Source organism: Hymenobacter properus (genome assembly GCF_015694735.1).
Lineage (GTDB): Bacteria > Bacteroidota > Bacteroidia > Cytophagales > Hymenobacteraceae > Hymenobacter > Hymenobacter properus.
In genome coordinates, this window is the sequence record NZ_JADQDP010000001.1 from 1,270,369 (window position 1) to 1,294,412 (window position 24,044).

Annotated in this window: 13 protein-coding genes; 1 reads left to right on the top strand and 12 read right to left on the bottom strand. The window is 60.9% G+C overall.

Features of this window, described 5'->3' with window-relative positions; translation table 11 throughout:
• Positions 1–25: 25 nt before the first annotated feature.
• From I2I01_RS05425 to I2I01_RS05455, 7 genes are all read right to left on the bottom strand, one after another.
• Positions 26–2,842 carry a glycoside hydrolase family 2 protein gene (locus tag I2I01_RS05425; protein ID WP_196285385.1) on the bottom strand — a complete coding sequence of 939 codons (2,817 nt, stop codon included), beginning with the start codon at positions 2,840–2,842 and terminating at the stop codon, positions 26–28.
• Between the two features lie 95 nt (positions 2,843–2,937).
• Entirely contained in the window at positions 2,938–3,336 is a 399-nt protein-coding gene (locus I2I01_RS05430) for an endonuclease domain-containing protein (protein ID WP_196285386.1), read from the bottom strand.
• A gap of 95 nt (positions 3,337–3,431) precedes the next feature.
• Entirely contained in the window at positions 3,432–5,279 is a 1,848-nt protein-coding gene (locus tag I2I01_RS05435) for a sialidase/neuraminidase family protein (protein ID WP_196285387.1), read from the bottom strand.
• Positions 5,280–5,377: 98 nt separating this feature from the next.
• A complete protein-coding gene (locus I2I01_RS05440; RefSeq protein ID WP_196285388.1) occupies positions 5,378–6,346 on the bottom strand; it encodes a glycoside hydrolase family 43 protein in 969 nt (322 codons plus the stop codon).
• Positions 6,347–6,479: 133 nt separating this feature from the next.
• Positions 6,480–7,838 (bottom strand): glycoside hydrolase family 140 protein, encoded by a 1,359-nt coding sequence (locus I2I01_RS05445; protein ID WP_211537826.1) that lies wholly within the window; start codon positions 7,836–7,838, stop codon positions 6,480–6,482.
• Between the two features lie 175 nt (positions 7,839–8,013).
• The gene (locus tag I2I01_RS05450) at positions 8,014–9,675 is read right to left on the bottom strand and encodes a pectate lyase family protein (protein ID WP_196285390.1); all 1,662 of its coding nucleotides are present in this window, start codon (positions 9,673–9,675) and stop codon (positions 8,014–8,016) included.
• Positions 9,676–9,723: 48 nt separating this feature from the next.
• Entirely contained in the window at positions 9,724–11,388 is a 1,665-nt protein-coding gene (locus tag I2I01_RS05455; RefSeq protein WP_317196858.1) for a fucose isomerase, read from the bottom strand.
• Between the two features lie 546 nt (positions 11,389–11,934).
• Between I2I01_RS05455 and I2I01_RS05460 the strand changes: the two genes are divergently transcribed.
• Positions 11,935–12,831, top strand: coding sequence for an AraC family transcriptional regulator (locus I2I01_RS05460; RefSeq protein ID WP_196285391.1), 897 nt, complete (start codon positions 11,935–11,937; stop codon positions 12,829–12,831).
• Positions 12,832–13,015: 184 nt separating this feature from the next.
• Here I2I01_RS05460 and I2I01_RS05465 read toward each other — a convergent pair whose 3' ends face one another.
• From I2I01_RS05465 to I2I01_RS05485, 5 genes are all read right to left on the bottom strand, one after another.
• Positions 13,016–13,942, bottom strand: a complete 927-nt coding sequence (locus tag I2I01_RS05465; protein WP_196285392.1) for a dihydrodipicolinate synthase family protein — start codon at positions 13,940–13,942, stop codon at positions 13,016–13,018.
• Between the two features lie 50 nt (positions 13,943–13,992).
• Positions 13,993–15,591: a sodium:solute symporter gene (locus I2I01_RS05470; protein WP_196285393.1), complete on the bottom strand. Its 1,599-nt coding sequence runs from the start codon at positions 15,589–15,591 to the stop codon at positions 13,993–13,995.
• A gap of 321 nt (positions 15,592–15,912) precedes the next feature.
• Entirely contained in the window at positions 15,913–19,437 is a 3,525-nt protein-coding gene (locus I2I01_RS05475; protein WP_211537827.1) for a malectin domain-containing carbohydrate-binding protein, read from the bottom strand.
• 80 nt (positions 19,438–19,517) lie between these two features.
• A complete protein-coding gene (locus I2I01_RS05480) occupies positions 19,518–22,334 on the bottom strand; it encodes a glycoside hydrolase family 95 protein (RefSeq protein ID WP_196285395.1) in 2,817 nt (938 codons plus the stop codon).
• 95 nt (positions 22,335–22,429) lie between these two features.
• Complete coding sequence (locus I2I01_RS05485; protein ID WP_196285396.1) at positions 22,430–23,983, bottom strand: glycoside hydrolase family 28 protein; 1,554 nt, start codon at positions 23,981–23,983, stop codon at positions 22,430–22,432.
• Positions 23,984–24,044 lie beyond the last annotated feature (61 nt).

The following is a 24,044-nucleotide window of genomic DNA, read 5'->3' on the forward strand; positions in this document are numbered from 1 at the left end:
GGCTCCAGCGAATAGGGCCTCCCTCCTACTTTTTGCCCACTGGCTTTGGTGCAGGCGCGCTATCCCCCGAAAAATCGAAGTACAGCGTGATTTCCTTGGCGTAGGAAGGGTCTTTGCTGTAGTCGTAATACATATTGGTTTTGCCCATGGGGCCCATGTTTTCGGCTTTTTGCGACTTGGTGCCGATGGGCGTGATGCCGTGCATAAACGAGAGGTTGCCGCTGGGGAAGGCCGGGGCCGTGTTGTAGGGCTTGGCGGCGAAGCGGGGCGTGAAGAGGCGCAGGTACACGTCTTCCTGGTCGCAGATGATGGTGAGGGGCTGGCCGGTGGTTTGGAGCGTGAGCCAGTAGAAGTTGGAGTAGTAGCCCTTGAACTCGGGGTAGAGCGGGCTCTTGGTGCCGTCGGGCTCGCCGGTGCTGGTGTTGTTGTAGGCCTTGGTCCAGACGCCTAGGTTGGTGCCTTTCAGGCGGTCTTTCCAGACGCGGTAGGGGCCGTCGCCGCGCCACTGGATGCCGCGCACCTCCTTTTCAGGGTAGTTGAAGCTGAGGCCGGCCAGGGCAAAATCGTAGTCCTTGGGGAAGTACTTGGCCGTCATACGGACCCAGCCCGAGGGGTACAACGTCCATTGCAGCGACTGGTAGCGGCTGGCCTTGCCAAAGGTGGCATCGATGACCACGTTGGCACCGTCCTGGTGCTGCTTGAGGCCTTCGAAGGCAGTTTCGCCCTCGGCCAGCACGGGGCCGTTGGTGAGCGGGATGAGGCCCTTGGCATTGCGCACTTGGCGCAGCAGGCCGGTTTTGCGGCTGAAGGTGAGCGTGACGCCGTGGGCGCTGGCGGTGTAGAGCGAGTCGGTTTCGGTGATGCTAGCCGAGCCGGAACTGGTGGTGGGCACCAGCCGCTGGGCCATCTGCGCGGGGCGGGCAATGGGCCAGCTCCAGGTGTAGATTTCGCGGCCACTAGGGTCGGTGGCAGTCACGTAGAGCACGTCGGCCTGCTGCCAATCGGCGGGCAGCGCCAGCTTGAGCGGGCCGTACTCGGTGGGCGCGATGCTGGGCGCGGCAATGGCGCCGGTGCGCGGGGCGGGCGCGGCGCTGCTACCGGGCGTGGGCAGTTGGGCCAGCTTCCAGGTGAATTTGCAGGCGCTTAGGTTGGTGTAGATGAAGCGGTTTTGGATGCGGAAGGTGCCGTCGAAGTTGGGCGTGATTTCGCGGCGCTCGAAGAACACGGGGCTCCACACTTCCTTGATGGTGAAGTAGCTCCCCTCCTTTTCGCGGTACGGGCCCACGATGCCGTCGGGGCCGTGGTCGCCGTCGGTGTCGAGGATACCGCCTTTGTCGGTGCGCACCACGGCGGCGTCGGAGAAGTCCCAGAGGAAGCCGCCGGCCGAGAGTGGCTCGCGCCACATCTGCTCCCAGTAGTCTTCGAGGCCCGCGCCGTGGCCGCCGTCGTAGAGGCCGTGCAGAAACTCGGTGGGAAACACGATGTTGTGGCCGTGCAGGTGGGTGCCGTTGCCGTAGTCGTAGTTGATGTAGTGCTGGGTATCGGTGCCGCGAAATACCTGCCAGGCGTGCACTACGGGGCGCTTTTGCAGGTCCATGCGGTCGAGCACGGGGTCGAGGTCGAAGTTGTGGCCGCCTTCGTTGCCGTTTATCCAGCCGATGATGCTGGGGTGGGTTTCGTCTTTCACCACCATTTCCTCGGTGAGCTTGGTGCCGGTGGGCGTGTTATAGGCCGCGTGCCAGCCGGCCACTTCATCGAATACGAAGAGACCCAGCGAGTCGCAAGCTTCCAGGAAATGGTCGTCGGGCGGATAGTGCGACATGCGGACGGCGTTCATGTTCATGTCCTTCATCAGGTTCACGTCCATGATGCTGAGCGCCTTGCTGGTAGCGCGCCCCGAGCTGGGCCAAAACGAGTGCCGGTTCACGCCCTTGAATTTGACCTTCACGCCATTCACGTAGTAGCCCTCGCGCTCGCGCAGCTCCACGGTGCGGAAGCCGAAGCGTTGGCTGAGCGTGTGCACTGTTTGGCCACCCTTGCGCAGCGTGAGGGCCAAGCGGTAGCGGTTGGGTGTTTCAGGTGTCCAGAGCCGCGGGTTGGAAACGGTGGTTCGCAGGCGCGTGGCTGTGCTGCCGGCTGCTACTGCAGCTTTAAACTCTCCTCCTATTTTCTGGCCATCCAGTGTGTAAAGCTGGCCCACGACTTCATCGGCTGCGCCGCTTGCATACACGTCGGCTTTGAACGAGCCATCAGCCCGTGCGTCCAGCGCCGCCCGGCTGATGTGGCTAATCGGCAGGGCCTCTAGAAACACCGGCCGGAAAATGCCGCCGAAAATCCAGAAGTCGCCGCGCCGCTCGGCGTCGTTCACCGATTCGTTGGCCGAGTGCTTCGCCACAGTGGCTTCGAGCAGGTTGGTTTTGCCGTATTTCAGCAGCTTCGAGATGTCGTATTTGAAGCGGTAGTACGAACCTTGGTGGATGGGCCCAGCCGACTGACCGTTAATTTTTACTTCCGTATCGGTCATCGAACCGTCGAATACGATGTTTACGACCTTGCCCTGCCAGCCGGCAGGTGCCTTGAACTGGTACTTGTAGAGGCCTTTTTCCTTGCCGCGTGCTGTGTCTTTGTTGTGTCCGTAGTTGTATTTGCCAAAGCCTTGCAGCTCCCAGTTGCTGGGCACCGGGATGGTAGTCCACTTGCCGGAGTTGCGGCCCGCGGTGCAGTAGAATTGCCATTTCACGGTTTTGTCATTGCCCGTGCCGGAGAGGAATTGGGTTTCGGTACGCTGGGCGTGGAGTTGACTCAGCGGCAGGAGCAGTAAGGCTAGTAGGTATTTGAGCATGTTGTGCGAGCGTGGCGCCTCACCCCCCGGCCCCCTCTCCGAAAAGTAGAGGGGAGCCTGACGACCATGGAGGGAAGGAAGAGCGCGAGGGACTTTTATAGGCTGGCCTTGATGGCGGCTAAGGTTATTTCAGTTTGGTTGAGGGCTTGCTCGTTAGTGAAGCGGAGCACGCGGTAGCCTAGCTCAGCTAGTAAAGCAGAGCGGCCACTGTCATAGTCGGCTTGGTCAGGTTCTAGGTGGCCAGCACCATCCAGTTCTACTATCAGCTTGTGGGAAAGGCACACGAAGTCTACGATGTAGCGGTCAATGCTGTGCTGGCGACGAAACCTCACTTCTAGCTGGCCACCGCGCAGATGTTGCCACAGCTTTTCCTCAGCAGGCGTAGGCTCATGGCGCATGCCTCTGGCTCGCGCTTTAAGCTCAAGTTTACCATACTGCTTCTTATCAGCAGTGAAGATTTTATCCTGCGGCAAATACGGCTCGGTCGGTTCCATTCAAGCAATGAAAAATACTAAAGCAAGCAACAACCTCTGTCGCCGTGGCTCCCCCTCTCCTTTTCGGAGAGGGGGCCGGGGGGTGAGGCGCCACTTCAGGGCGTCTTAGCAGTTACCTCCGGCGCCGATGTTTTCAGCGACTTCAGGTAAAACACCGCAAGCGGCTCTGAATCGCCGGCTTTCGGCAGGTCGTAAGCTTGGTCGGCGGGGGTGTCGGGCGTGGGAAAGTGGCGGGCCGGGCCGGTGCGCAGCATCACGCGCTCGAAGGCAGCCACCGGGGCAAAGAAGATGAAGGTGCTGGTTTTGCCGTTGGCCGTGACGGTGCAGGTGCGGTTGGGGGCGTCCAGGGTCACTTTCAGGTCCAGCGGCTGACTGGCCTGGTACTTAGTCACGCCCTTGAAGCGGGCGCCGGCTTTGTAGCTGAGCGTGCCGGTAGAGTCAAAGCTGAGCTGCACGGCGGGCTGGCCCTTGGCGTCCTGAAACTCGATTTGCAGCAAGCCGTGGTCGTTCTGGCCGGGCACTACCGACAGCTCGGCCACCAGCTGCTTGCTTTCGGGAATGATGCGCTCGGCCTTGGCGTAATCGAATTTATCGGAATCCTTGAGCACGAGACCCTTCGAGCCGTCCGGCAGCTTGCCGATTTCGACGGGAGCCTGCACGAGACTGTAGGTGTTCCACTGGTCCAGTTCCTGCCCGGCTGGTAATTGGGCGAAAACTTCGTTGGCGTGACTTGTGGCTGTGGCGCGCACGGGCACAGGCACCGAGGCCACCCATAGGTCCTCCTTGTTCACACTGTAGCTCACCCACAGCTTTTTATCGGGCGGCAGGCCGTCGCCTTCCTGGATGCCGCGCACGTACTGCGGGCCGTAGCTCTTGTAGTTGCCGCCGTAGCGCATGGGCGTGATTTCACCGTGCACCAGCCAAAGGTCAGTGTATTCAAGGCCATTTTCGCTGGTCGAAATGGCCAGCGGCCAGCGGAATTCCGAGGGGTTGTATACCGTGGCGTAGCGGCCGTCGGAGGTGCGCTGGCCCCAGATTTTGGCGTTGCTGTTCACGAAGTGCGGCGCACGGATGACCGGGTTAGGCCAAGTTTTGCCGCCGTCGGGGCTGATGGTGGTGAGGGCATGCTTCCAGAGGCCCACCACGCGCTGGCCGTCGGGCAGGTGGTAGTAGCTGAAGGCCTTGTAATCCTTCTTGATGGGAATGAGCGGGTCGTCCTTGTCCTGCTCTTCTACCATCTGCTGCATCATCAGCGGGTTGGCCAGTATTTCTTCACAGGCAGCCACGAAGCCCTTGTCCTTGCTGGTGGTGTAGAAGGGATAAGCGGATTTCGACTTGTCCCACGTCTTGTTGTTCCGCAGGAAATAGATGGGGCCAAACTTGCCGCCCGGCAGCACCTCGCACACCACCCGGCCGATGCCCTGCCCGTCGTTGGGGTCGTCCTTGGCGTCGAGGGCAACACCGTAGTAACCCAGTGTGAGCAAGCGGTTTTTCTTGGAGGTGTAGAAGCCGATGCGCTGGTGCATCACGGCCATTAGGTTCTTGGCCACTTTGCCGGGCTGGTCAGCTTTGGTGAAGCCGTCGGGCACCTTATAGGGCGGGAAAATAACCGTGGGGTTACTCCAGGTGTATCCATCCTTGCTGGTCAGCAGCAGGGTACGACCGGGCGGCACATGCTCGCCCACGGGGTTGCTGAGGTACTGGTAGTAAAACTGTCCCTGCCAGTAGGCCAGCATGGGCGCGTGGTTGTAGGTCCAGCCTTCGCCGTTGGCTGCGTCGGGGTGTTCGCGGTTGGCGCGCAGCACCTGCCGGGCGTGCGTGCCGATGGCCGGGCGTAACTGGCCGTGGTGGTAGTCCACGTTGCTGAGCGTGGTGCCGGTATAACGGATAGTTTCCGGTGCAGCTTGGGCGTGGGCGAGAATGGGAAGTAACGCCGCCAGCATTGTAGCGTGGACTCTGCGAGTCCGCGTCCCATTAGAACGTTCGCCCGGGCGCGGACTCACAGAATCCACGCTACATGTTGCCGGCAGTTGGGATTTACTCATTGTTTTCCAGTAGCTGAGGTTGCCCCCGCCGCCCCACCCGGCGCGGTTTGCAGCAGGTTTTTAAGTGTCTTGCGCGGCACCATGAAAATGGTGCCGTGCTTGTGCCCGGCCGGCACGCTGACTTTGGCCGAGACGTCGGTGAAGGTTAGGAAGTCGCTGGTTTTCGCGGCGCCGTACTTCTTCTCGCGGTAGGCGTCATAATAAACCAGCCACTGATTATGCGGCAGTTTGGCCACGCTGGGGCCTTCGGTAAAATTGGCAGTGAAGGGCGCCGAAACTTTCGGGAACGGCCCGGTAGCCGTGGGACCGAAAGCCACCTTGATGTCGCGCTCGGGCCGAGTGTTATCCTTCACCACCAGCACGTAGTCATCCACGCCTCGTCGAATCACCTCAGAGTCGATGGCGCTGAAACCCGGGTCGAGGTAGAGCTTGGTGGCGGAGAAGGTCTTGAAGTCCTTAGTCGTGGTGTAGTAGAGGCGGTGGTTATTGTCCTCTTCTTCCTGGCCCTTTGGGAAGCGCAAAGGGATAGTGCTGGCCCACACAATGAGGAACTGCTGCGTAGGCGGGTCAAAGAAGATTTCGGGGGCCCACACGTTCACGGTGCCGGGCTCGTGGCTCATTACGTCGATGAAGCGCTGTTCGCTCCAATGCACCAAATCCTTGGAGCTGGCGTAGCCGAAGCCCTTATCACCTTTCCAGCCACAGGTCCACACGAGGTGGTAGGTGCCATCGGGGCCCTGCGCGATGCTGGGGTCGCGCATGAGCTTGCTGGGGCCTACCTGCGGCGTCAGAAACGACTTGCCCGCGTCCTGCCACTTGTAGCCGTCGTAGCTGTAGAGGAAGTGCAGCCCGTCGGTGGCCGGCTCGCGGAAGGAGGTAAACATGTATGCCTCTTTCGCGCAGGAAGTGAGCAGCGCGATGCCTAGCAGCGGGGTGAGGAAGCGGAGGGAGTAATGTTTAGTCATTGGAGGAAAAATCAGAACGTCAGGCTGAGCGCAGTTGAAGCAGTTCTACCGCTTCGTTGCAATAGTATGAATACTTGCGCGATAGAGCTGCCTCGTCCGCGCTCAGCCTGACGGCCTTCTCAGGCCCGATACATTACACCGAATCCAAAATCAGCACCCAGTCATTTCCGTCCTTCTGCTCGCCGGGCGGGTTGAACTCCTGAGTGCCTTTGTTCGCAAAGGTGCCGATGGCGGTGGTTTTGCCATCGCGCGGGCTATACCAAGACGCCTTCACTTTCGCGCCGGCAATTTTGCCCAGGTTCACCTTCATGTTCCGCCCGTTGTAGGTGTAGATGAAGGCGTAATTCTTGCCCCGCGTGGCCATCAGGCGGTTGTACTTCTCCCCTACTTCACCGGCAATCAGCGACTGGTCGGGCACCCGGTCAAAGAAAGGCCGCGACAGCATCAGCTGTTTCAAATACTGCATCTGGGCCGAACCCGGCGCGTTGATGGCAGACGACCACAGCTCCGACGAACCGTAGGCGCTGCCTTTGTCGAAGCTGCTGTGCATCTGCATCACCGAGTTCTGCCCGTAGGTGTAACCGAACGCGCCCGCAAACACCGACCAGTAGCCGTAGCGGCGCACGTCGGCATCAGTCCAGCGGGGCTGGGTGATGTCGTGCAGGCCGTGTGGGATGCCTTCGTAGGAAGGCTCGCCGTCGAGGGAGGGCTTGGTGGGTTTCAGGGCGTAGTCGGCCTGCTGGTAGCGCCAGTTATCCTGGCCGTAGTGGTTGGTTTCGTTTTTCGACGTATCCTGCTCGTAGCGGCGGTGACCCGACTGGTACATATTGAAATCCAACCAGCTCGCATTATGAAACCAATCCGATGACTGCGTGCGTCCGCGCGGGTGGTAGGTTTCGAGGTGGTTCGGGTCCACGGCTTTTAGGGTAGCACCTATAGTGTTCCAAACCTTCAGCGAGTCGGAGCCGGCAATGTCGCCGCCATTCAGCCAGATGATGTTGGGGCGGTTTTTATACCGCTCAGCCAGGAAGGTAGCGTAAGTTTTGGCCTGCTTCTGGTTCACCTTGCCGTTCTTCACGTTGGTGCCCCACACCGGCACCATACCCATGTAGAGCCCCTTTTTGGCGGCCAGGTCCACGATGTAGTCCACATGGTCCCAGTAGTCATACTGCGCGGCATCGGTGGGTGAGTTGCCGGGCGTGGTGAGCGGCCGGGCCACATTGCCGTGCACCATGGCCGAGTCGCCGTACACGTTGGCAAGGGGCACCTGGTGCAGTACCATCACCTGAATCACGTTGAAGCCTTTTTTGCGGCGGTCTTCAAGGTAGGTTTCGGCTTCCTCGCGTTTGAGCTTGCTGAAGAGCAGCCAGCCGGTATCGCCCAGCCAGAAAAACGGCTTGCCGCTACCCGTCATCAGGTAACGGCCATTGGGCGACACTTTGAGCGGGCCGGTGGTGTCAGCGGCTGGTGCAAAGGATGCTAGTAGCAGCAAAAGCAGCGCAGAGAAGCGTGTTTTTATAGTCATTCGGTTTCCAGTGAGCTCCCAGCCTAAGCCTAAGAACGTCATGCAGCGCGCAGCGAAGCATCTCGCGTGCTGCAGTAAAATCAATCGAAAGAATTAGTGGTGGCACGCGAGATGCTTCGCTGCGCGCTGCATGACGTTCGTTTTAAGACTTCACCTTGCCGGCATTGGGCCGCACGTTCTGCAGGGGCACCACGCTGTTCAGGTATTCTTCGATGTTGGCGTAGCCGTCCTTGTCACGGTCCTGGGTGGCGTCGGCGGCGTTTTTGGGGTTGAGGCCATGGGCGGTTTCCCACTTGTCGGGCATGCCGTCGTTGTCGGCGTCGGCGTAGGGCGTGCCTTTGTAGTCGGGGTAGCCACCTACCTGCGCGGGGTCGGTGATGATGCCGTTTTTATAGGAATCCTCGGGCAAGCGGCGCTTGATGTAGGGGCTTTTCGGCGTGGGCTGGGCGTTTTTGGCGTAGGTGATTTTGCCAGTGCGCACGTCTTCCACAATGCGGGCATCCACGGCGTCGCGCCGGGGCAGGGTGCAGCCCACGTTGGCCAGCACGTACTGGTAGGCCTCCTGGGCGGGCAGCACGGTGTTCATGTTAGGCAGGGTGAAAGGCTTATCGGTGCGGATTTCGGCCACGATTTTATCGGCATCAGCCGGGACCTCTACCTGCACGCCGCCGGCCCAGTTGTCTTGAGTTACTTTGTCGTTGCCAGCCACCACGTTGCCAGCCACGTAGGCCTTGCCGAACAGATTCTTGGCGTCCTTGTCGCGGCCCGATTCGGGCTTCAGAATGCGGTAGCTGATGGGCTCGCCGGCCGGGGTGATGGGACCAGGCTTGTAGTAGTTGTTCACGAAGTTGTACTCCGAGTGGTTGTCGCCACCGTCGGCCGAGCGGTTCCACCAGTTGAACACCACGTTATTAGCGAAGTTAAAATCGCCGTACATGCCCACCGAGGGGTTGCGGGCAATGTTGTTGGCCCACAGGTTGCGGGTAAACAAGCTATTCAGCCCGCCAATGGTGCTGCCGAAGGCGTGGTTGTAGGTGTCGAGCCCCTCCGAAAAGATGGAGTTCTGGATGGTCACGTTCACCGTGGGCAGCTTGTCGGCCTTGCCGGTTTCGGGGTTGTGATACACGTGGCGGTAGATGGACATGTTCTCATCCAGCCCCCACGAGGCCGACACGTGGTCGATGCAGATGTTGCCCACCGGGTTGCCGCCTAGGCCGTCGTCGCGGCGGGCCACCTCGGTAGCACCGCGGCGGAAGCGCAGGTAGCGCACCACCACGTCGTGGGTATTAATCCAAATCGACTCGCCCGCCACGCAGATGCCGTCGCCGGGCGCCGTCTGGCCCGCAATGGTGACGTAGGGCGCCCGGATGATGATGGGGCTTTGCAGGCGAATGATGCCCGCCACGTTGAATACGATAATGCGCGCGCCTCCCTGCTCCAGGGCCTCGCGCAAGGTGCCGGGGCCGCGGTCAGCCAGGCTTTTCACCACGTATACCTTGCCGCCCTGCCCGCCAAAAACATAGGCTCCACCGCCCTCCGCGCCGGGAAAAGCCAGCCGCTTCGACTGCGGTAGGTCGCTGGGCTTGGCGGCCCAGGGAATGTAAGGCTTGCCGGCCTTGGCTTCGGCCTGAATGATGGGCTGGGCCTTCTGCCAGGCTTCGTCGGAGCGTTTTTCTTCTTCGGCCAGAGCGGCATCGGCTTTGGCCTGCACTTCCGGCGGAATGGTGGGGTACTGGGCGCGGGCCGATTGGGCGGCACAAGCAGAGACGAAAAGAACGGCGAGTAAAGCGCGGCGGTGGGACATTTTAGGCAATTGTTTGCGTAGGTTTTTGGCGTTGGTTTCAGTCCGGAATTAAGCCGGCTGCGCGGCGTAGGCCACCTCTCCCGCTGCCACTTTTTCCAAGCCCTTCACATCACCGCAGAAGTGCACTTCAATACCCATCTCGGCCATGGCAGCGGCCTTGATGCGGCAGAGCTGATGAGCCTTGGCGGCGTAGGGGGCGTATACCACCTGGATGTGGTTGGCCTTGTGACGGGCCATCATCTGGTCGCGGGTTACGCCGCTCAATACGGCGTGCATGATGGGCCACTCGGGGGTGGTTTCCTGCCAGCGGCGCTGGGTTTCGGCGGCAGGCAAGGCCACGGCTTCGCCCACGCCCAGGTCGCAGTGCAGCTTGCCGTCCATCACGTACACGCGGCTCCACACGATGGAGCCGGGGCGGCTCACGCCTTTCACGCTGCCACCGCCCAGGCGGAAGTACATAGCCGGCTGGCGCTCGCTGCTGGTGCCCGCGTAGCCATCCACGAAGTGGGCCGGCGGGGCGGCGCCCGAAATCAGGAACACCCACACAAACTCGTCGCCGTCGCCGGTGTCGAAGCTCTGGCCCCAGCGCAGGTCGTGCAGCGTGGTTTCGCCGCTCAAGCCCAGCTCGTTCCAGAGGCGGTAGGTGAGCAGGGCGTCGAGGCCAGCGCACTCGTCTACTTCATTGAAGTGCGGCAGGGCCTGGCCGGCGTACAGCTCCACGCCGGTGGTGGAGAATACGGGCGGACGGTCGGCATTATTCAGCAGTCCTTCGGCCAGGTCGCTGGCCACGGTCAGGTCTTTGAGGCCCTGCTGGTACTGGATGCCAATGGTGTCGCAGCCGAACTCGTCGGCGATGCGCACGGCGGCGATGTACATCTTGCACTGCTCCAGCGTCTGATTCTTGGTGAGTTGGGTAGCCTCATCGGTGCCCCAGTTGAACTTCATGCCTCGGGCCAGCAGCCAATCGAGCACGGCTTGTGCCTCGGCCTCGGTCACGAGGCGCATGGCGGCATAGAGGCTGGCCTGGCTCAGGCGCTCCTTGAAGATGCCGGTGGCGTGCAGCAGCTCGTCGGGCACAATGGCGTTGTACATGCCCATGCACCCTTCATCAAACACACCCATGATGGCCTTGTGCTGCTTGAACTTGCGTCCGAAGTTGCGGCCGGCGTGCTCCTCCGTGGCGGGCAAAGTCGCGTCGGCGAAGTCCTTCACGTGGCGCTCGTCCTGCGTGATGCGCCCTTTGGAGAGCCATTGCTTGAGGCCATTCTCGAAGAAAGCGTCGGTGAAATCCTCGCTCCAAAGCGTGCTGTAGGTCACGCCGGCCTTGGTGAGGCAGCCGTTCAGATTGAGCATGCCCACCAGGCCGGGCCACTGCCCGCTCCAGTTGGCCACCGTCAGGATGGGGCCTTGGTGGGTGGTGAGGCCGGCCAGCACGTGGTGCGAGTACTGCCATACGCTTTCGGCCACGATGAGCGGCTGTTCGGGATGGATATGGCGGAACACCTCCAGGCCCATCTTTTGCGAATCGAGGAAGCCGTGCTGCTTGTCGGCGTCGTAGGCGTGGGCGCGCTTCACCGTCCAGCCTTGCTTTTCAAGAGCGGCGGTGAGCTGGGCTTCCATGGCGGCTTGGGCGGGCCAGCAGTTTTGGTTGGCGGCCAAGCGCAGGTCGCCGCTGGCGAGCAGGAGAACTTCGTGGGTAGGAAATGTCGTCACGGGCTGATAGGGTAAAAGTGGAGCCAAGCCCCACGCAAGTCCGAAAACGGTTGCTTAACGCGCTAGGAATGGCGGGAAAAATCCGGGTTGAGTGGGTAGACAAATTTGCCAGCATATTCCCCACAAGGCCTCCGGCTTTTTGCCTACTTAGTGTAGGATGTTACCATAGGGCTGAAGCCAGCCTCCAGAAGCTGCTAAAGCAAAAAACGGCCACCCCACCTGTGTCCAAGCCGTCTTTTTCTGCCTCTTTTACCCCGCTGAGATGCCTGAGCAGGCAAGTACAGGAGAGTTCAGGTTTTTGAAGGCTATAGTTTAGTGACTACTTACTGACGGATATTATCATTTACTAGTCAGTTTCAGGCTTCTCCAAACGCAGGATAATATCCTAGAGAAGCCAGCCCGCCACTACCTTTTGCCACCCTACCCTTCTTCCTACCGATTCTTGTTTCGCTCTTCTACACAATCGATTTCGTAACCATAGCGTCGCGTCAGCTCTACCCGTCCGGTTGCCCTCCCACTCGCAATTCCCACCAAACTCTCTCCCTCATGAAAGCCCATTTCCACAAAGTCCCGGTTGCCCCGCAGAGCTCGTTCAGCATTCGCCACGATGTGAAATCGTACTTCGGTACCACCTGGCACTACCACCCCGAGCTGGAGCTAGTGTACACGATTAAAGGCGAGGGCGTGCGCCTGATTGGCGACAACATCAGCAATTTTTCGGACGATGAAATGGTGCTCGTGGGGGCCAACTTACCGCACGTGTGGCGCTGCAACGAGGAGTACTTCCAAGGCAACCCCGACAAGCAGGTGGAGGCCATTGTAATTCAGTTTCTACCCGAGTGCCTGGGCCGCTACCTCTTCGGCCTGCCCGAAGCCTACCTCATTCCCAAGCTGTTTGAGAAGGCCAAAAGCGGCCTGCTCATCACCGGCAAGGCCAAGGCCAAGCTAGCCCCGTTGATGCGCCAGGCCGTGCTAGCGACCGACTTGGACCGCATTATCATCTTCTTGTCCATCCTGAAGGTGCTTTCTGAAACCACGGAAACCCAAACCATTGCCTCGGAGCACCACGCCTTCAAGCAGAGCAACGAGTCGGACGTGCAGCGCATCAATAAGGTGTGCAACTACACGCTGTCGAACTACAAAAAGGAAATCACGCTCGACGAAATTGCGTCCATCAGCAACCTGAGCGTCACGTCATTCTGCCGCTACTTCAAGCTCATCACGAAGAAAACCTACTACGATTTCCTCATCGAAATCCGCATCAGCCAGGCTTGCCGTCAGCTGATTGAGGACAAACTACCAACAGAAGTTGTGTGCTTCGAATGCGGTTTTAACAACGTATCGAATTTCTACCGTCACTTCAAGAAAATCACAAAGATGACGCCACTGGAGTACAAGAAGAAGTACCTGCACAGTCACAAGGAGCTGGCAATGGCGGCGTAACATCCTCCGGCCCCGCTCTTTGGGGGAATGCGACCAAGCATTCTTCGGGGAGCCAAATGCCTTGGTACGAAATGTAAAAGAGCCTTCTGCTGATGCAGAAGGCTCTTTTACTTTATCAACGATGTAGGATTAGTTACGCCTAAAAGGTGCCTCCTCCTTGGGTAGAGGAGGTCAGGGCGTAAGGTTAAGCCACCAATTCCAGCTGCCGGCTCAGGGTGCTGTAATCACCGTAGAGCGCCTCTACCCCAGCACGCACGGTGCCGGTGAAGTTGCCCACCTTGCGGCGGGTGAAGGTGGAAATGTCCACCCCGCGCTGCTTGAGCGAGTACTTGGCTACGGTGGGGTACACGTCGTGCATCACGTGCATGTTCTTGATGAAGAATTCCTGCACCTCAGCCACTTCGTGCTGCAGCAGGGCGTTGTCGTAGTTCTGACAGAGCCACACGATGAGTTCCGGGAAGAAGTTGCCCTGGATGCAGGAGAGGCCGGCAGCGCCGGCTTTCAGCGACTCCACGGCATGCACCATGTAGGCGTCGTAGAGGCCAAACTTCTGGCCGGCGGTGGCAGCCAGCTTGGCTTTAATTTGGTTGAGGTCGAGGCAGGTGTCTTTGTGGTAGGTGACGCGGCCGGTGGCCACAAACTCACCCAGCTGCTCGGCCGTGAGCACGCGCTTGTAAGGCTCCGGGCACTCGTAGAAGCCCAGGGGCACGCCGCTGGTCTGGGCGAGCAGGCCGTGGAACCGCTCGTTGAATACGGCGTCGGATTCATCCTGCGCGGCCAGCAGGCCGGTGATGACGATGACAGCCTCGGTGCCGGCCGCGTATACTTGCTTCACAAAATCGGCCTGCTCGGTGAGGGTGCCGGCGAAGGTGCCAGTGGCCACTACGGGCACGGCGCCGCCCGCTACATCCACGATGTGGCGGATGCTTTGCATGCGCTCCTCGGCGCTCAGCTCAAACATCTCGCTGGACAGGCAATTGGCGAACAAGCCAGCCGCTCCTGCCTTTAAGTACATCTCCGTGAGGCGGGTAAGGGCGGGATAATCGATGCGCCCGTCGTTTTGGAAGGGCGTGAGCATAACGGGGATAAATCCCTTGGATGCGTTTTTCATAAGAATAAAGGGCTGGGGCGGGTGAGCCGCGGGCTGTAAAAGTGAGCCGTCTAGTGGACGGACTGGGTTAAGACTTCTTCGGGGACAAGGGGCGCGGTGCGACGCTGACGCAGGCGGGTGAGCAGCAAGCCCAGCAGGAAAATGGTGAGTGTGCCCACCACTATGACCATGCTCTTGTGCAGCGGATTACGGAAGGCCGCCAGCGACTCGGGCAGGTTGGGTGAGAGCGTGAGCCACACGATGACCAGCACGCCGATAATGGTGGCGGTGAGGGCTTCGGCGTTGCGCGTCTGGCGGCTGATGATGCCGAGCAGGAACAAACCCAACATGCCCGCCGCGAAGATGCCCGAGAGCTCCCACCACACGTCGAGGACGCTTTTCACCCCAATCATGGCAATGCCCACGCCCATGCCCAGCAGGCCCACCAGCACGGTGCCCACGTGCAGGCTGCGCATGGTTTGCTTCACATTAAGGCCGGGCCGGAAGTAGCGCTGGTAGATGTCGACGGTGAAGACGGTGGCCGAGGCATTCATGCCCGAGCTGATGGTGCTCATGGCCGCCGACAGGATGGCCGACACGATGAGGCCCACGAAGCCGGGCGGAATTTTCGTGACCATGAAGTGCGGCATCACCTTGTCGCCGTAATCAGCGGGCTGGAGCTGCGCGGCGGCCTGGGCCAGCTGGCTGGCGGTGGCGGTGAGTGGCAGCTTTTCGGCGGCCACTTTCAGCTTCACGGCCTCAATTAGCTCGGGGTGTACCTGGTAGTAGGCAAAGAGCGCCGAGCCGATGACGAAGAACAGCAGCGAGGCCGGCACGTACATCAACACACAGAGCCAGATGGACTTGGCCGCCTGCTTAGCCGAAGTGGCCGTGTGGTAGCGCTGCACGTAGTTCTGGTCGACGCCGAAGTTGTTGAGGTTGATAAAGAAGCCGTAGAGCAGCACTACCCAGAAGGTAGACGTGGTGAAATCGGGGGCAAAACCGCCCAAGCTGAATTTGTGCTGGGCCTGCCCGATGGCCACGATATTGGACACGCCGCCCGGCATGTTGGTCACAATGAGGTAGAGAATGAGCAGCGCGCCGAAAGTCTTGACCACGCCCTGCACCACCTCGGTCCAGATAACGGCCTCGATGCCGCCCAGTACCGTGTAAACGATGATGCAGCTGCCGGTAATGAGCATAATCCACTCCATGGAGAAGCCGGTGAGGGCCTGCAGGGTGAGCGCAATGCCGAAGAAGATGGACCCGATGCGGGCTAGCTGCGTGAGCAGGAAGCACACCACCGCGTAGGTGCGCGCCCAGCTACCGAACCGGTGCTCCAAGTGAGTGTAGGCCGATATTTCACCGGTGCTGCGGTAGAACGGCACGAAGTAGCGCGTGGCCACCCAGGCCGCCAACGGCATCGAAATGCTGAAGACGAAGGCGTTCCAGTTGGTACCAAAGGCCTTACCAGGCACGCCGAGGAATGTGTTGCTACTGAGAAAAGTAGCATAGATGGACATGCCGATGGCCCAGCCCGGAATCAGGCCGGAGGCGCTGGAATACTGCTCGGCGCTGTCGTTTTTCCGGGCAAACCAGGCGCCCACGGCAATCATGGCCGCCAGGTATAGCGCGATGATAACAAGGTCAAGAACTCGCAAATTGCTCATGAGGCCATATTACCAAATTGCCGCGACATAGCGCCGAAATAGGGGCTGCTGGTACTGCTAGCAAATTTACCGGCGGCCGGAGCGGGCGTGCTGTAGATTGTTAGCCTCCTATTATAACATCTTGGCTAGGGCAGGATAACATCAGGCAAAACCGAGCCGCAGAAAACCATCGGTCATCCTGAGCATTCTGCGAAAGCAGAGACGAAGGACCTTCTCACGGCTGCGTCGCTTGAATTACTGCAAACCGTTCAGCGGTAATAAGGTCCTTCGTCTCTGCTTTCGCAGAATGCTTAGGATGACACGGTGTTGTTCCCGACCTTACTACTGCACATCCAGCCCCGACACGCTCAGCCCGGCTGCGTCGGCGGCAGTGAGTTTCACGCGGTAGCTGCCGGCGTTTATCATGGTGCCGGTGGAGGTGGCCAAGTAGTTCCACTTGCCGGGCTTGGAGGGCAGCAGCTCCACGTTTTCGGTTTTGAGGACGGTGCCGTCGGCCAGCGCCACGGTGAGCGTGGCGGCGAGCGGGCGGGCCAGCGGGTTGGCGTAGCGGAAGGTGAGCGAGTAGGTATCGGCTACGCCCACCTGAATGGTCCATTCCAGGGCGCTGCCGCTGGCTTCTTTGAAGGTGATGCTTTCTTTGGTGTTGACGGTTTCCTTCACTAGGCCAGGGCCGCTGAGCCGGGCGGTGGCAGGCTTGTAGCCGGTGACGGCCTTGAGGTCGTAGGCCGGCTCGATGCTGCTGGTGCGGTTTACGGCCACGATATAAGCGCTGCTATTGGTCCCGAGAGCAACATTGGCGTTAGCCGGAAACCGCTTGCGGTACAGATGGAAAGTGGAGGTGCTTGGGCCGGTGGTTTCGAGGGTTGTTTTGGTGTCCTCGTATTCCTTCAGCCAAGCGGGACGCGTGGCTTGCTTGGCGTCGAGGGCAACGTACACATCGGCGGCGGTGCTCACGCTGAACGTGCCGCCAGCGGCCCCGGCCTTACTTGACCCGCGCAGCCACTCGGCCCCGTAAAGCGCCGAAGGCAGGGCACTGAAAGCAGCCGGTGCATCGCTGAAAGTTTGGCTCCCTGTGTCGAGCCAGGTTTGGGCCGACCACTGCGCGGCCTGCGTTGTGTTGGTGGTTTTAAGGCTACCGATGACAGGCTGCGGGCCCTGTGCGGGCTGGGCGTTGGCATCGGCAGTAGCAATGGCTATGGCGGAAATCAGGGCCTGGCCGGAAGCAACGTGCGGGAAGGAAACAATCAGCTGGCCGTCAGTTACACGCACTTTCACGGTCTTTTTGAGAGCCTGGTCGTGTCCAGCTTCCTTCCAAATGTCGAGGTTGTGAAGCGCCGTTTCGCCGTTGATGGCCACGTCGAACAGGCGCCAGCCGGTGCAGTCCAGCCCGCTGCCGGTGCCCAGCCAGGGCTCCGTGAAATACAGCTCCACTGTGTACTCGCCGTTGGGCACGGGGAAGGCGTAGCGCAGCTTCTCGCGTCCGTAGCGGAAGCTTTGGAACAGGGGCCAGTCGCGGGTGCCGCGAATGGGGTCATGGGTGCGGCGCTGGCTGGCGAAGAAGGGCGTGATGCCGGGGAAATCCTGCGTCCACGACTCGGAGCCCCAGGTTTTGGGGTCGGTACGGGGTTGGTCGGCCTGCCAGGTCTGGCCGTTTTCATCCTGGTAAGCCGGGCCACCGCAGTTCACGCGGTAGAGGTAGTTCAGGCCCGGCTGCGGCCGGGTGATGGGCTGTGCATCGGCTAGGAACTGGTCAAAATTTGGCGCTTTCGGCAGGTGGTGCAGCACGATATAATCCTTCGCTACGGCCTTGCCGGCAACATAGCCTACGGCGTAGAGCACGTTGTATTTGACGTCGACGCCATCCCACTGAAAATGGGTGCCAATGCCCGCCGGGCGGGTTTTGCGGCCCAACGAGGCGGCGTTCACGTCGTTGAACAGCTCCACCTCATCGCAGTTGGAATAGACGGTGATGCTGTCCTTGCGGCCGGGTGTCAGCCAACGGTCGGGCCAGGTGTGCGAGGCTACGTAAACCATGGGCCCCGTGGCTTTGGACGCGTAGTTGGCCCGGAACATATAGAAGGCATCCGTGGGCTCCTCCCAGGGCGTGAGCAGGCCTTTATAGTTCACCGGACCGATGCGGTCAAGTTCACGCTGGCCTTCGCCGCCCTGCACCCGGCCGGGGTTGTCGTGCGAGGTCAGCAGCCAGAAAAAGTGGCCGGCGGTCTGGTCTTTGGCGGCTTCGGCGAGGCGCACTTTCAGCTCCATTAGCTGGGCAAACCGGTCTTCGCTGAAGGGGCCGCTGTTGAAGGCGGGCGGGCATTCTTTATGCAGGTCGAGGGTACGCCAGGCGCCGTATTCGCCGATGAGGACCTGGCGGGCCACGTCGGCGCCGTACTGGTTGGGGTCGCCGCCGTAGGTGCCGGTCCAGTTCTGGGGCACGTCCCAATCGGTGCCCTGACCGCCGTTGCAGGTCGTGATTTTGCGCTCGCGCGAGGCCGTGGGGTCGAGCTGGCGGATGAGTGCGCTGCACTCGCGGGCGAAGTCCGCCGGCAGCGTGCTTTCGTTTTCAAGGCCCCACAGTACCACCGAGGGCGAGTTGCGGCGCTCCTTCACCCAGTCGGTGAGCAGGGTTTTGAAGTTCTGGCGGAAGGTCGGCGTGTCGTACCACACGTGCGCGGCCAGCTGCGGCCACCACAGCAGCCCCAGCGAATCCCAGTTGGCCTGGTAGCGCAGGTTGTGCGGCTGGTGGGCGTCGCGGAAGGCGTTGAAGCCAGTGGCTTTTATCATCTGCACGCGGGTGCGAATCTGCTCCGGGGTGAAGGCGTGGCTCTGGCCTAGCATGTGTTCGTACTCAGCAATGCCATTGATGAAAACCGGCTTCCCATTGAGCAAAAACTGCTTCTGCCCGGGCGCCGCTGCCCGCCCAATCGGCCAACTCACCCAGCGAATGCCGTAGGGCGTTTCTATCTCATCGAGCAGCTTGCCTTTGGCGCGTATTTTCGTGACCAGCCGATACAAATACGGGTCTTGCAGCGACCACAAATGCGGCTGCTTCAGCTCCGGCAGCTGCTGATGAAGCTGGGCGCTGGCCCCGGCCACCAGTTTCTGCTTGGTGCTGGTTTCGGCCACGCTCCTCCCCTGCCGGTCCAGCAGCTGGCTGCTGACGGTCAGGGTTTGCGAAGTGACGCCGTAGTTGCGCAGCTCTGTGTCTACGTTCAACCGGGCGGCCTGGGCCGACACCGTAGAATCGGCCCATATGTGCACACCGAAGGGCTCGACCCGCACTGGGCTGGTGACCACCAACGACACCGGCCGGAAAATGCCCATGGGCTGCGAGCCTTCCGAGAAGCCGCGCTCCTCGGAGCAACCGCCGCACACCCAGGGTAGGTCCTGGATGTTGGCGGGATGGTCGGCGCGCACGGCTAGCACGTTGGGCTGGCCGGCAGGGCGAAGCGCGGCCGTTACGTCGAGGGTGAAGGTGGTGCGGCCGCCGGCGTGGTAGCCTACCTGTAGGCCGTTCAGCCAAACGGTGGCGTAGGAACCCACGCCCTCAAAAAACAGGAAGCTGCGGGCGTCTTTCGCGGTGGCAGGTGTGGTGAAGGTTTTGCGGTACCAGGCGTAGCCGTGGCGGTTGCCGTGGCGCTGGCGACGGTAGCCCTCGTACGCGTCCCAGTTGTGGGGTACGGTCACAGTTTGCCAGTTTTTGTCGTCGAAATCGGGGCGTTCGAAGTTGGAGTGAGCCTGTTGGTTGTGGTCGTCGGCGATGGTGCGCCAGTTGTCGAGCAGAGGTGTAGTGAGACGGGTTTGGGCGTGAGTTTGGACTGTGAGCAGCAGTAAAAGCAGCACGATGTAAAGGCAAGGCTTGCTCCTGTCCGTTGGGGCCCAAAATCGTTGCAATAGCTGCACAAGTGTCATTCTGTGTTTGTTCAGCGGCGGGCGGGGGCAAGCCCTGCCCCTACGTCCGTCAGTTTATAAACCTGTCCCCCTTTCGTGGCAAACCGCGTTTCCTTCCCGCCATACCGTACCACGCATTCCCGCCCGGCTTCCGACTTAATTTCTACTTCCGCCAACTTGCCCTGCGCCCACTTCATATCCACCACAAAGCCGCCGCGCGCCCGCAGGCCGCGCACGCTGCCGCTAGCCCAAGCAGTGGGCAAGGCGGGCAGGAGGTCCAATGCACCGGTCTGGCTTTGCAGGAGCATTTCGGCCATGCCCGCCGCCCCGCCGAAGTTGCCGTCAATCTGGAATGGTGGGTGGGCGTCAAAAAGGTTTTTGTACACGCCGCCCTGCTCGGGCCCGGTGCCGTTTTCGGCCGGCGAGAGCAGGTTTTGGAGGATGCGCTGGGCGTGGTCGCCGTCACGGAAACGCGCCCAGAGGTTGACTTTCCAGGCCAGGCTCCAGCCGGTGCCGCCGTCGCCGCGCTGGGTGAGCGAGGTGCGGGCGGCCTGCAGCAGCTTGGGCTCGGCAGGGCTGATTTCGGAGCCCGGAAAGACGCCCCAGAGGTGCGACACGTGGCGATGCGTGTCGGTGGGGTCGTCCTTGTCTTCGAGCCACTCCTGCAGTTGGCCGTGCCGGCCGATTTGGTTCGGGGCCAGCTGGCCGGCTTTGGCGGTCAGCTCCTGCTGCAAATCGGCATCCACGCCCAGCACCTTGGCAGCGGCGCTGGTAGTGTTGAACAGCTCGCGGATAATCTGGTGGTCCATCGTTGGGCCAGCCACCAAGCCGCCGTGCTCGGGCGAGTTGGAAGGCGTGCTGATGAGCCAGCCGGTGCGTGGGTCCTTCACCAGAAAAGCGGCGTAGAACCGGGCGGCCTCTTTCAGCACGGGGTACTGCTGGCGCAGAAATTCCCGGTCCTGCGTGAACTGATAATGCTCCCAAACGGGCTGGCACAGCCAAGCTGCGCCCGTCACCCAGATGCCGTGGTTGGCCGCGTTGATGGGCGCGGTGCCGGCCCAAATGTCGGTATTGTGGTGCAGCACCCAGCCGGGGGCGTTGTAGTGGGCCTGGGCCGTGGCCCGGCCGGTTTGGGCGAGTTGGTTGATGAAGCGGAACAGCGGCGGGGTGCAGGCCGACAGGTTCAGCACTTCAGCTGGCCAGTAGTTCATTTCCAGGTTGATGTTGGTGGTGTACTTGCTGCCCCAGGAGGGCGTCAGCGAGTCATTCCACAGGCCTTGCAGGTTGGCCGGCGGGCCACCGGCCCGCGAGGAAGAAATCAGCAGGTAGCGCCCGAATTGCAGGTACAGCGCCAGTAGCGCGGGGTCGGCGGTGGGGGTGAACTGCTGAATGCGGGTGTCCGTCGGCAGCTGCTCGCTGGCAGTGTGGCCCAGGTCGAGGGCGAAGGGGTTAAAGAGCGTTTGATAGTCCCGAACGTGCTCGGCTTTTAAGTCTTCGTAGCTTCGTTTTGAGGCCTTTTCAAGCGCCTGTTTCGCCTGTTGCTCCGGTTGCCCCGACACATCCTGGTAGCTCTTGAAGGTGGTGGCGGCCGTCAGGAAAAGCGTAACGTCGTCGGCATTTTCAATCTGAATCTGGTTGTCCGTTACCGTGACTTTGCCGTGCTTGGCGGCCACCCGCAGGTAGCTCACGCCGCGGAGCACGCCGTCGCGCACCTGCACGGCCAGGGCCAGTGTGTGGTCGTCTACCCGATAGGTTTTGCGGTTGGCGTGGGCGCTGCCGAAGCGGGCCGTGAAAGTGAGTTTGCCTTTTGTGCCAGCCGTCAGGCGGCTAACCAAGGCTTGCTGCGGGGCACTGGCAAAGTATTCCCGCGTAAACGCCACTCCATTCTGCCGGTATTCCGTTCGCGCTACGGCTTGCGTGATTTCCAGCTCGCGGCGGTAGTCGCTGGCTTGGCCCAACGCCGGAAAGTCCAGCCACAAATCCCCAAACGGTTGGTACGAGGCCTGGTAGCTCGGGGCCAGCGGCGGGTTGGCGTCTTGCACCCAGTATTGCCAATCAGAGCTCAGCGCCACGCCGGTTTCGGGCGCGGCATTCTCCGGATACACCACAAACACCGGTTGCTTTTCCTTCACCCCAATCAGTCCGCCCTTGTCGTAAAAATTCAGCACCTGAATGGCCACCTCGTTGCGGCCCGGCCGGAGCGCGGCGGCCGGCACCCGGTAGCGCCGCTTCTTGCTGATGCCCTCGTCGGTGCCCACCTGCTGGCCGTTCACGTAAGTTACGTCGGCATCGCGGATGCGGCCCAGACTCAGGGTGAGGTCTTTGCCGACCCAAGCGGCGGGCAGGTCGAAGGAGGTCCGAAACCACACCGCCCCGTCCAAACCGTCGAGGCCGGCGCTTTCCCAGCCATTGAGGGTAGGGATGGCGAGGGGCTTCCACCCCGGCTGGGCCAGGGCCTGTGCCACGCTCAGGGTGCGCAACTTTTGCAGCCAAGCGGCCTTTTCGGATTCGTAGGATTCCTCGTGGTCCTTCAGGCCCATGAAGTGCTGCTCGGCCAGCGCCTCGGCCTCAGCCTGCTTGCCCTCGGCCAATAGCTGGCGGATTTGGGGCAGGTACTGCGCGGCACCGGGCCGGGCGTAGGCACGCGGCCGGCCGGTCCAGAGCGTGGCCTCGTTGAACTGAATGTGCTCCTGCCCCACCCCGCCGAACACCATGCCGCCCAGTCGGCCATTGCCGAGGGGCAGCGCGTCGGTCCATTTGGCCGCAGGCTGGGCGTACCACAGCTTCAGCGGTTGCTGAGCGGCGGCGGGAAGGGTGAGGAGCAGGAGAAATAAAATGAGGCGCGGCATGGGTGGGAAGTGTAGCGTGGACTCTGTGAGTCCGCGCTTGGGCGAAAGGCTTATAGTTCCGGCAAGCGCGGACTCGCAGAGTCCACGCTACGGTGCTATGGCCCAACCACTCGCTCCGTTACCGCTTCGTCTTGCGACACGGGCGCTTTCACGTACTTAAAATTGTTGTTTTGCAGCACAATGCTGCGGGTTTTGGCGCCTTTCAGCTTGAGGTAGGTTTCGGTACCCGCTGCTGGAAAGGAATTGTAGATGAAGGCATCCTGCACGTCGCCCAGCTCCACTTGCGGGGTGCCGGCCAGCGGGGTAGCGCTGCCCACGCCGTCGAGGCGCAGCAGCTGCACGCTTTCGGCGCGCACGGCGGGCCCAATGGTGGTATTCACCTGCACGTTGTGAAAGGCGATGTTGCGCGCTTCCCGAATGGTGAAGCCCTGCTTGGCATCCAGGTTCAGGTTGGAAAACGAGACGTTTTCGATAGGCATCTCACTCAGGCCATTCAGCAGGCCGGCCTGGTTGCCCTCGGCGGTGATGTTGCTGAAATGGATGTTGCGGAAGCGCGGCGTGCGCTCACTCACCGGCTCGGGCGTGGTTTTGGCGTACTGCATATCGAGCACAATCATCTGGTCGCGGATATTCTTCATCACGATGTTATCGACCCGAATGTCTTCCACCACGCCGCCGCGCCCGCGCACGGTTTTGATGCGAATGCCCCGGTCAGTGCCGTCAAACACGCAGTTCGAAATCACGATTTTCTTTACCCCGCCCGACATCTCCGAGCCTATCACCACGCCGCCGTGCCCGCTGAGCATGGTGCAGTTGGTGATGGTGTAGTTTTCGGCCGGCACGTTCATCTTGCGGCCGGCCGCGTCCTTGCCCGATTTGATGGTGATGCAGTCGTCGCCCACGCTGATGTGGCAGTTGGAGATGTGCACGTAGCGGCACGACTCCGGGTTGATGCCGTCGGTGTTCGGCGACTTCGGGTTGTTAATCGTGACACCCGTCACAGTCACGTTCTCGCAGAACTCCGGGTTCACGGTCCAGAACGGCGAATTGCGGATGGTGATGCCCTCAATCAGCACGTTCTTGCAAAACATGGGCTGAATGAAGGGTGGACGCAGAAACGCGCGGTCAATCACGCCGCCCTGCTCATCTGGCTTCAGGATGTTGGCGTTGAGGCGCTTGAATTCCTGCTGCCACTTCGAATCCTGGCTTTTGCGCGATTGCCCTTCGGCGTAGTCCCACCACTTTTTGCCCTGCCCGTCAATGATGCCCCGGCCCTTGATAGTGATGTTTTCGGCCTTATAAGCATAGAACAGAGGGGAGAAGCTGGTCACGTCGATGCCCTCATACCGCGAGGGCACCATAGGCAGGTAGTCGTCGAAGTTGTCGCTGAAATAGAGGATGGCGCCCGCGCCTACCTCAATGGTGATGTTGCTTTTGAGGTGAATGGGGCCGGTGCAGTAGCGACCGGCCGGGAAGTACACCGTGCCGCCACCCGCCTTGCTCGCCGCGTCAATGGCCTTGGCAATAGCGGCCGTGGACAGTTTCGTGCTGTCGTTTTTGGCGCCGTATTTCAGAACGTTGTAAAAGTCCTGGGCGCGGGCCGCCGAGAAGGTGAGAACCAGGAGAAAGGCGGAAAGGAAGCGTTTCATAGAATTTAATCTGTCATGCAGAGCGCAGCGAAGCATCTCGCATGTAGCAAGTATTTAGTTA

Bases quoted from the DNA above. Each gene is read 5' to 3' on its own strand.
- I2I01_RS05485 (WP_196285396.1), bottom strand. From the start codon at position 23,983: ATGAAACGCTTCCTTTCCGCCTTTCTCCTGGTTCTCACCTTCTCGGCG.
- I2I01_RS05440 (WP_196285388.1), bottom strand. From the start codon at position 6,346: ATGACTAAACATTACTCCCTCCGCTTCCTCACCCCGCTGCTAGGCATC.
- I2I01_RS05460 (WP_196285391.1), top strand. From the start codon at position 11,935: ATGAAAGCCCATTTCCACAAAGTCCCGGTTGCCCCGCAGAGCTCGTTC.
- I2I01_RS05450 (WP_196285390.1), bottom strand. From the start codon at position 9,675: ATGTCCCACCGCCGCGCTTTACTCGCCGTTCTTTTCGTCTCTGCTTGT.
- I2I01_RS05465 (WP_196285392.1), bottom strand. From the start codon at position 13,942: ATGAAAAACGCATCCAAGGGATTTATCCCCGTTATGCTCACGCCCTTC.
- I2I01_RS05425 (WP_196285385.1), bottom strand. From the start codon at position 2,842: ATGCTCAAATACCTACTAGCCTTACTGCTCCTGCCGCTGAGTCAACTC.
- I2I01_RS05435 (WP_196285387.1), bottom strand. From the start codon at position 5,279: ATGCTGGCGGCGTTACTTCCCATTCTCGCCCACGCCCAAGCTGCACCG.
- I2I01_RS05470 (WP_196285393.1), bottom strand. From the start codon at position 15,591: ATGAGCAATTTGCGAGTTCTTGACCTTGTTATCATCGCGCTATACCTG.
- I2I01_RS05430 (WP_196285386.1), bottom strand. From the start codon at position 3,336: ATGGAACCGACCGAGCCGTATTTGCCGCAGGATAAAATCTTCACTGCT.
- I2I01_RS05480 (WP_196285395.1), bottom strand. From the start codon at position 22,334: ATGCCGCGCCTCATTTTATTTCTCCTGCTCCTCACCCTTCCCGCCGCC.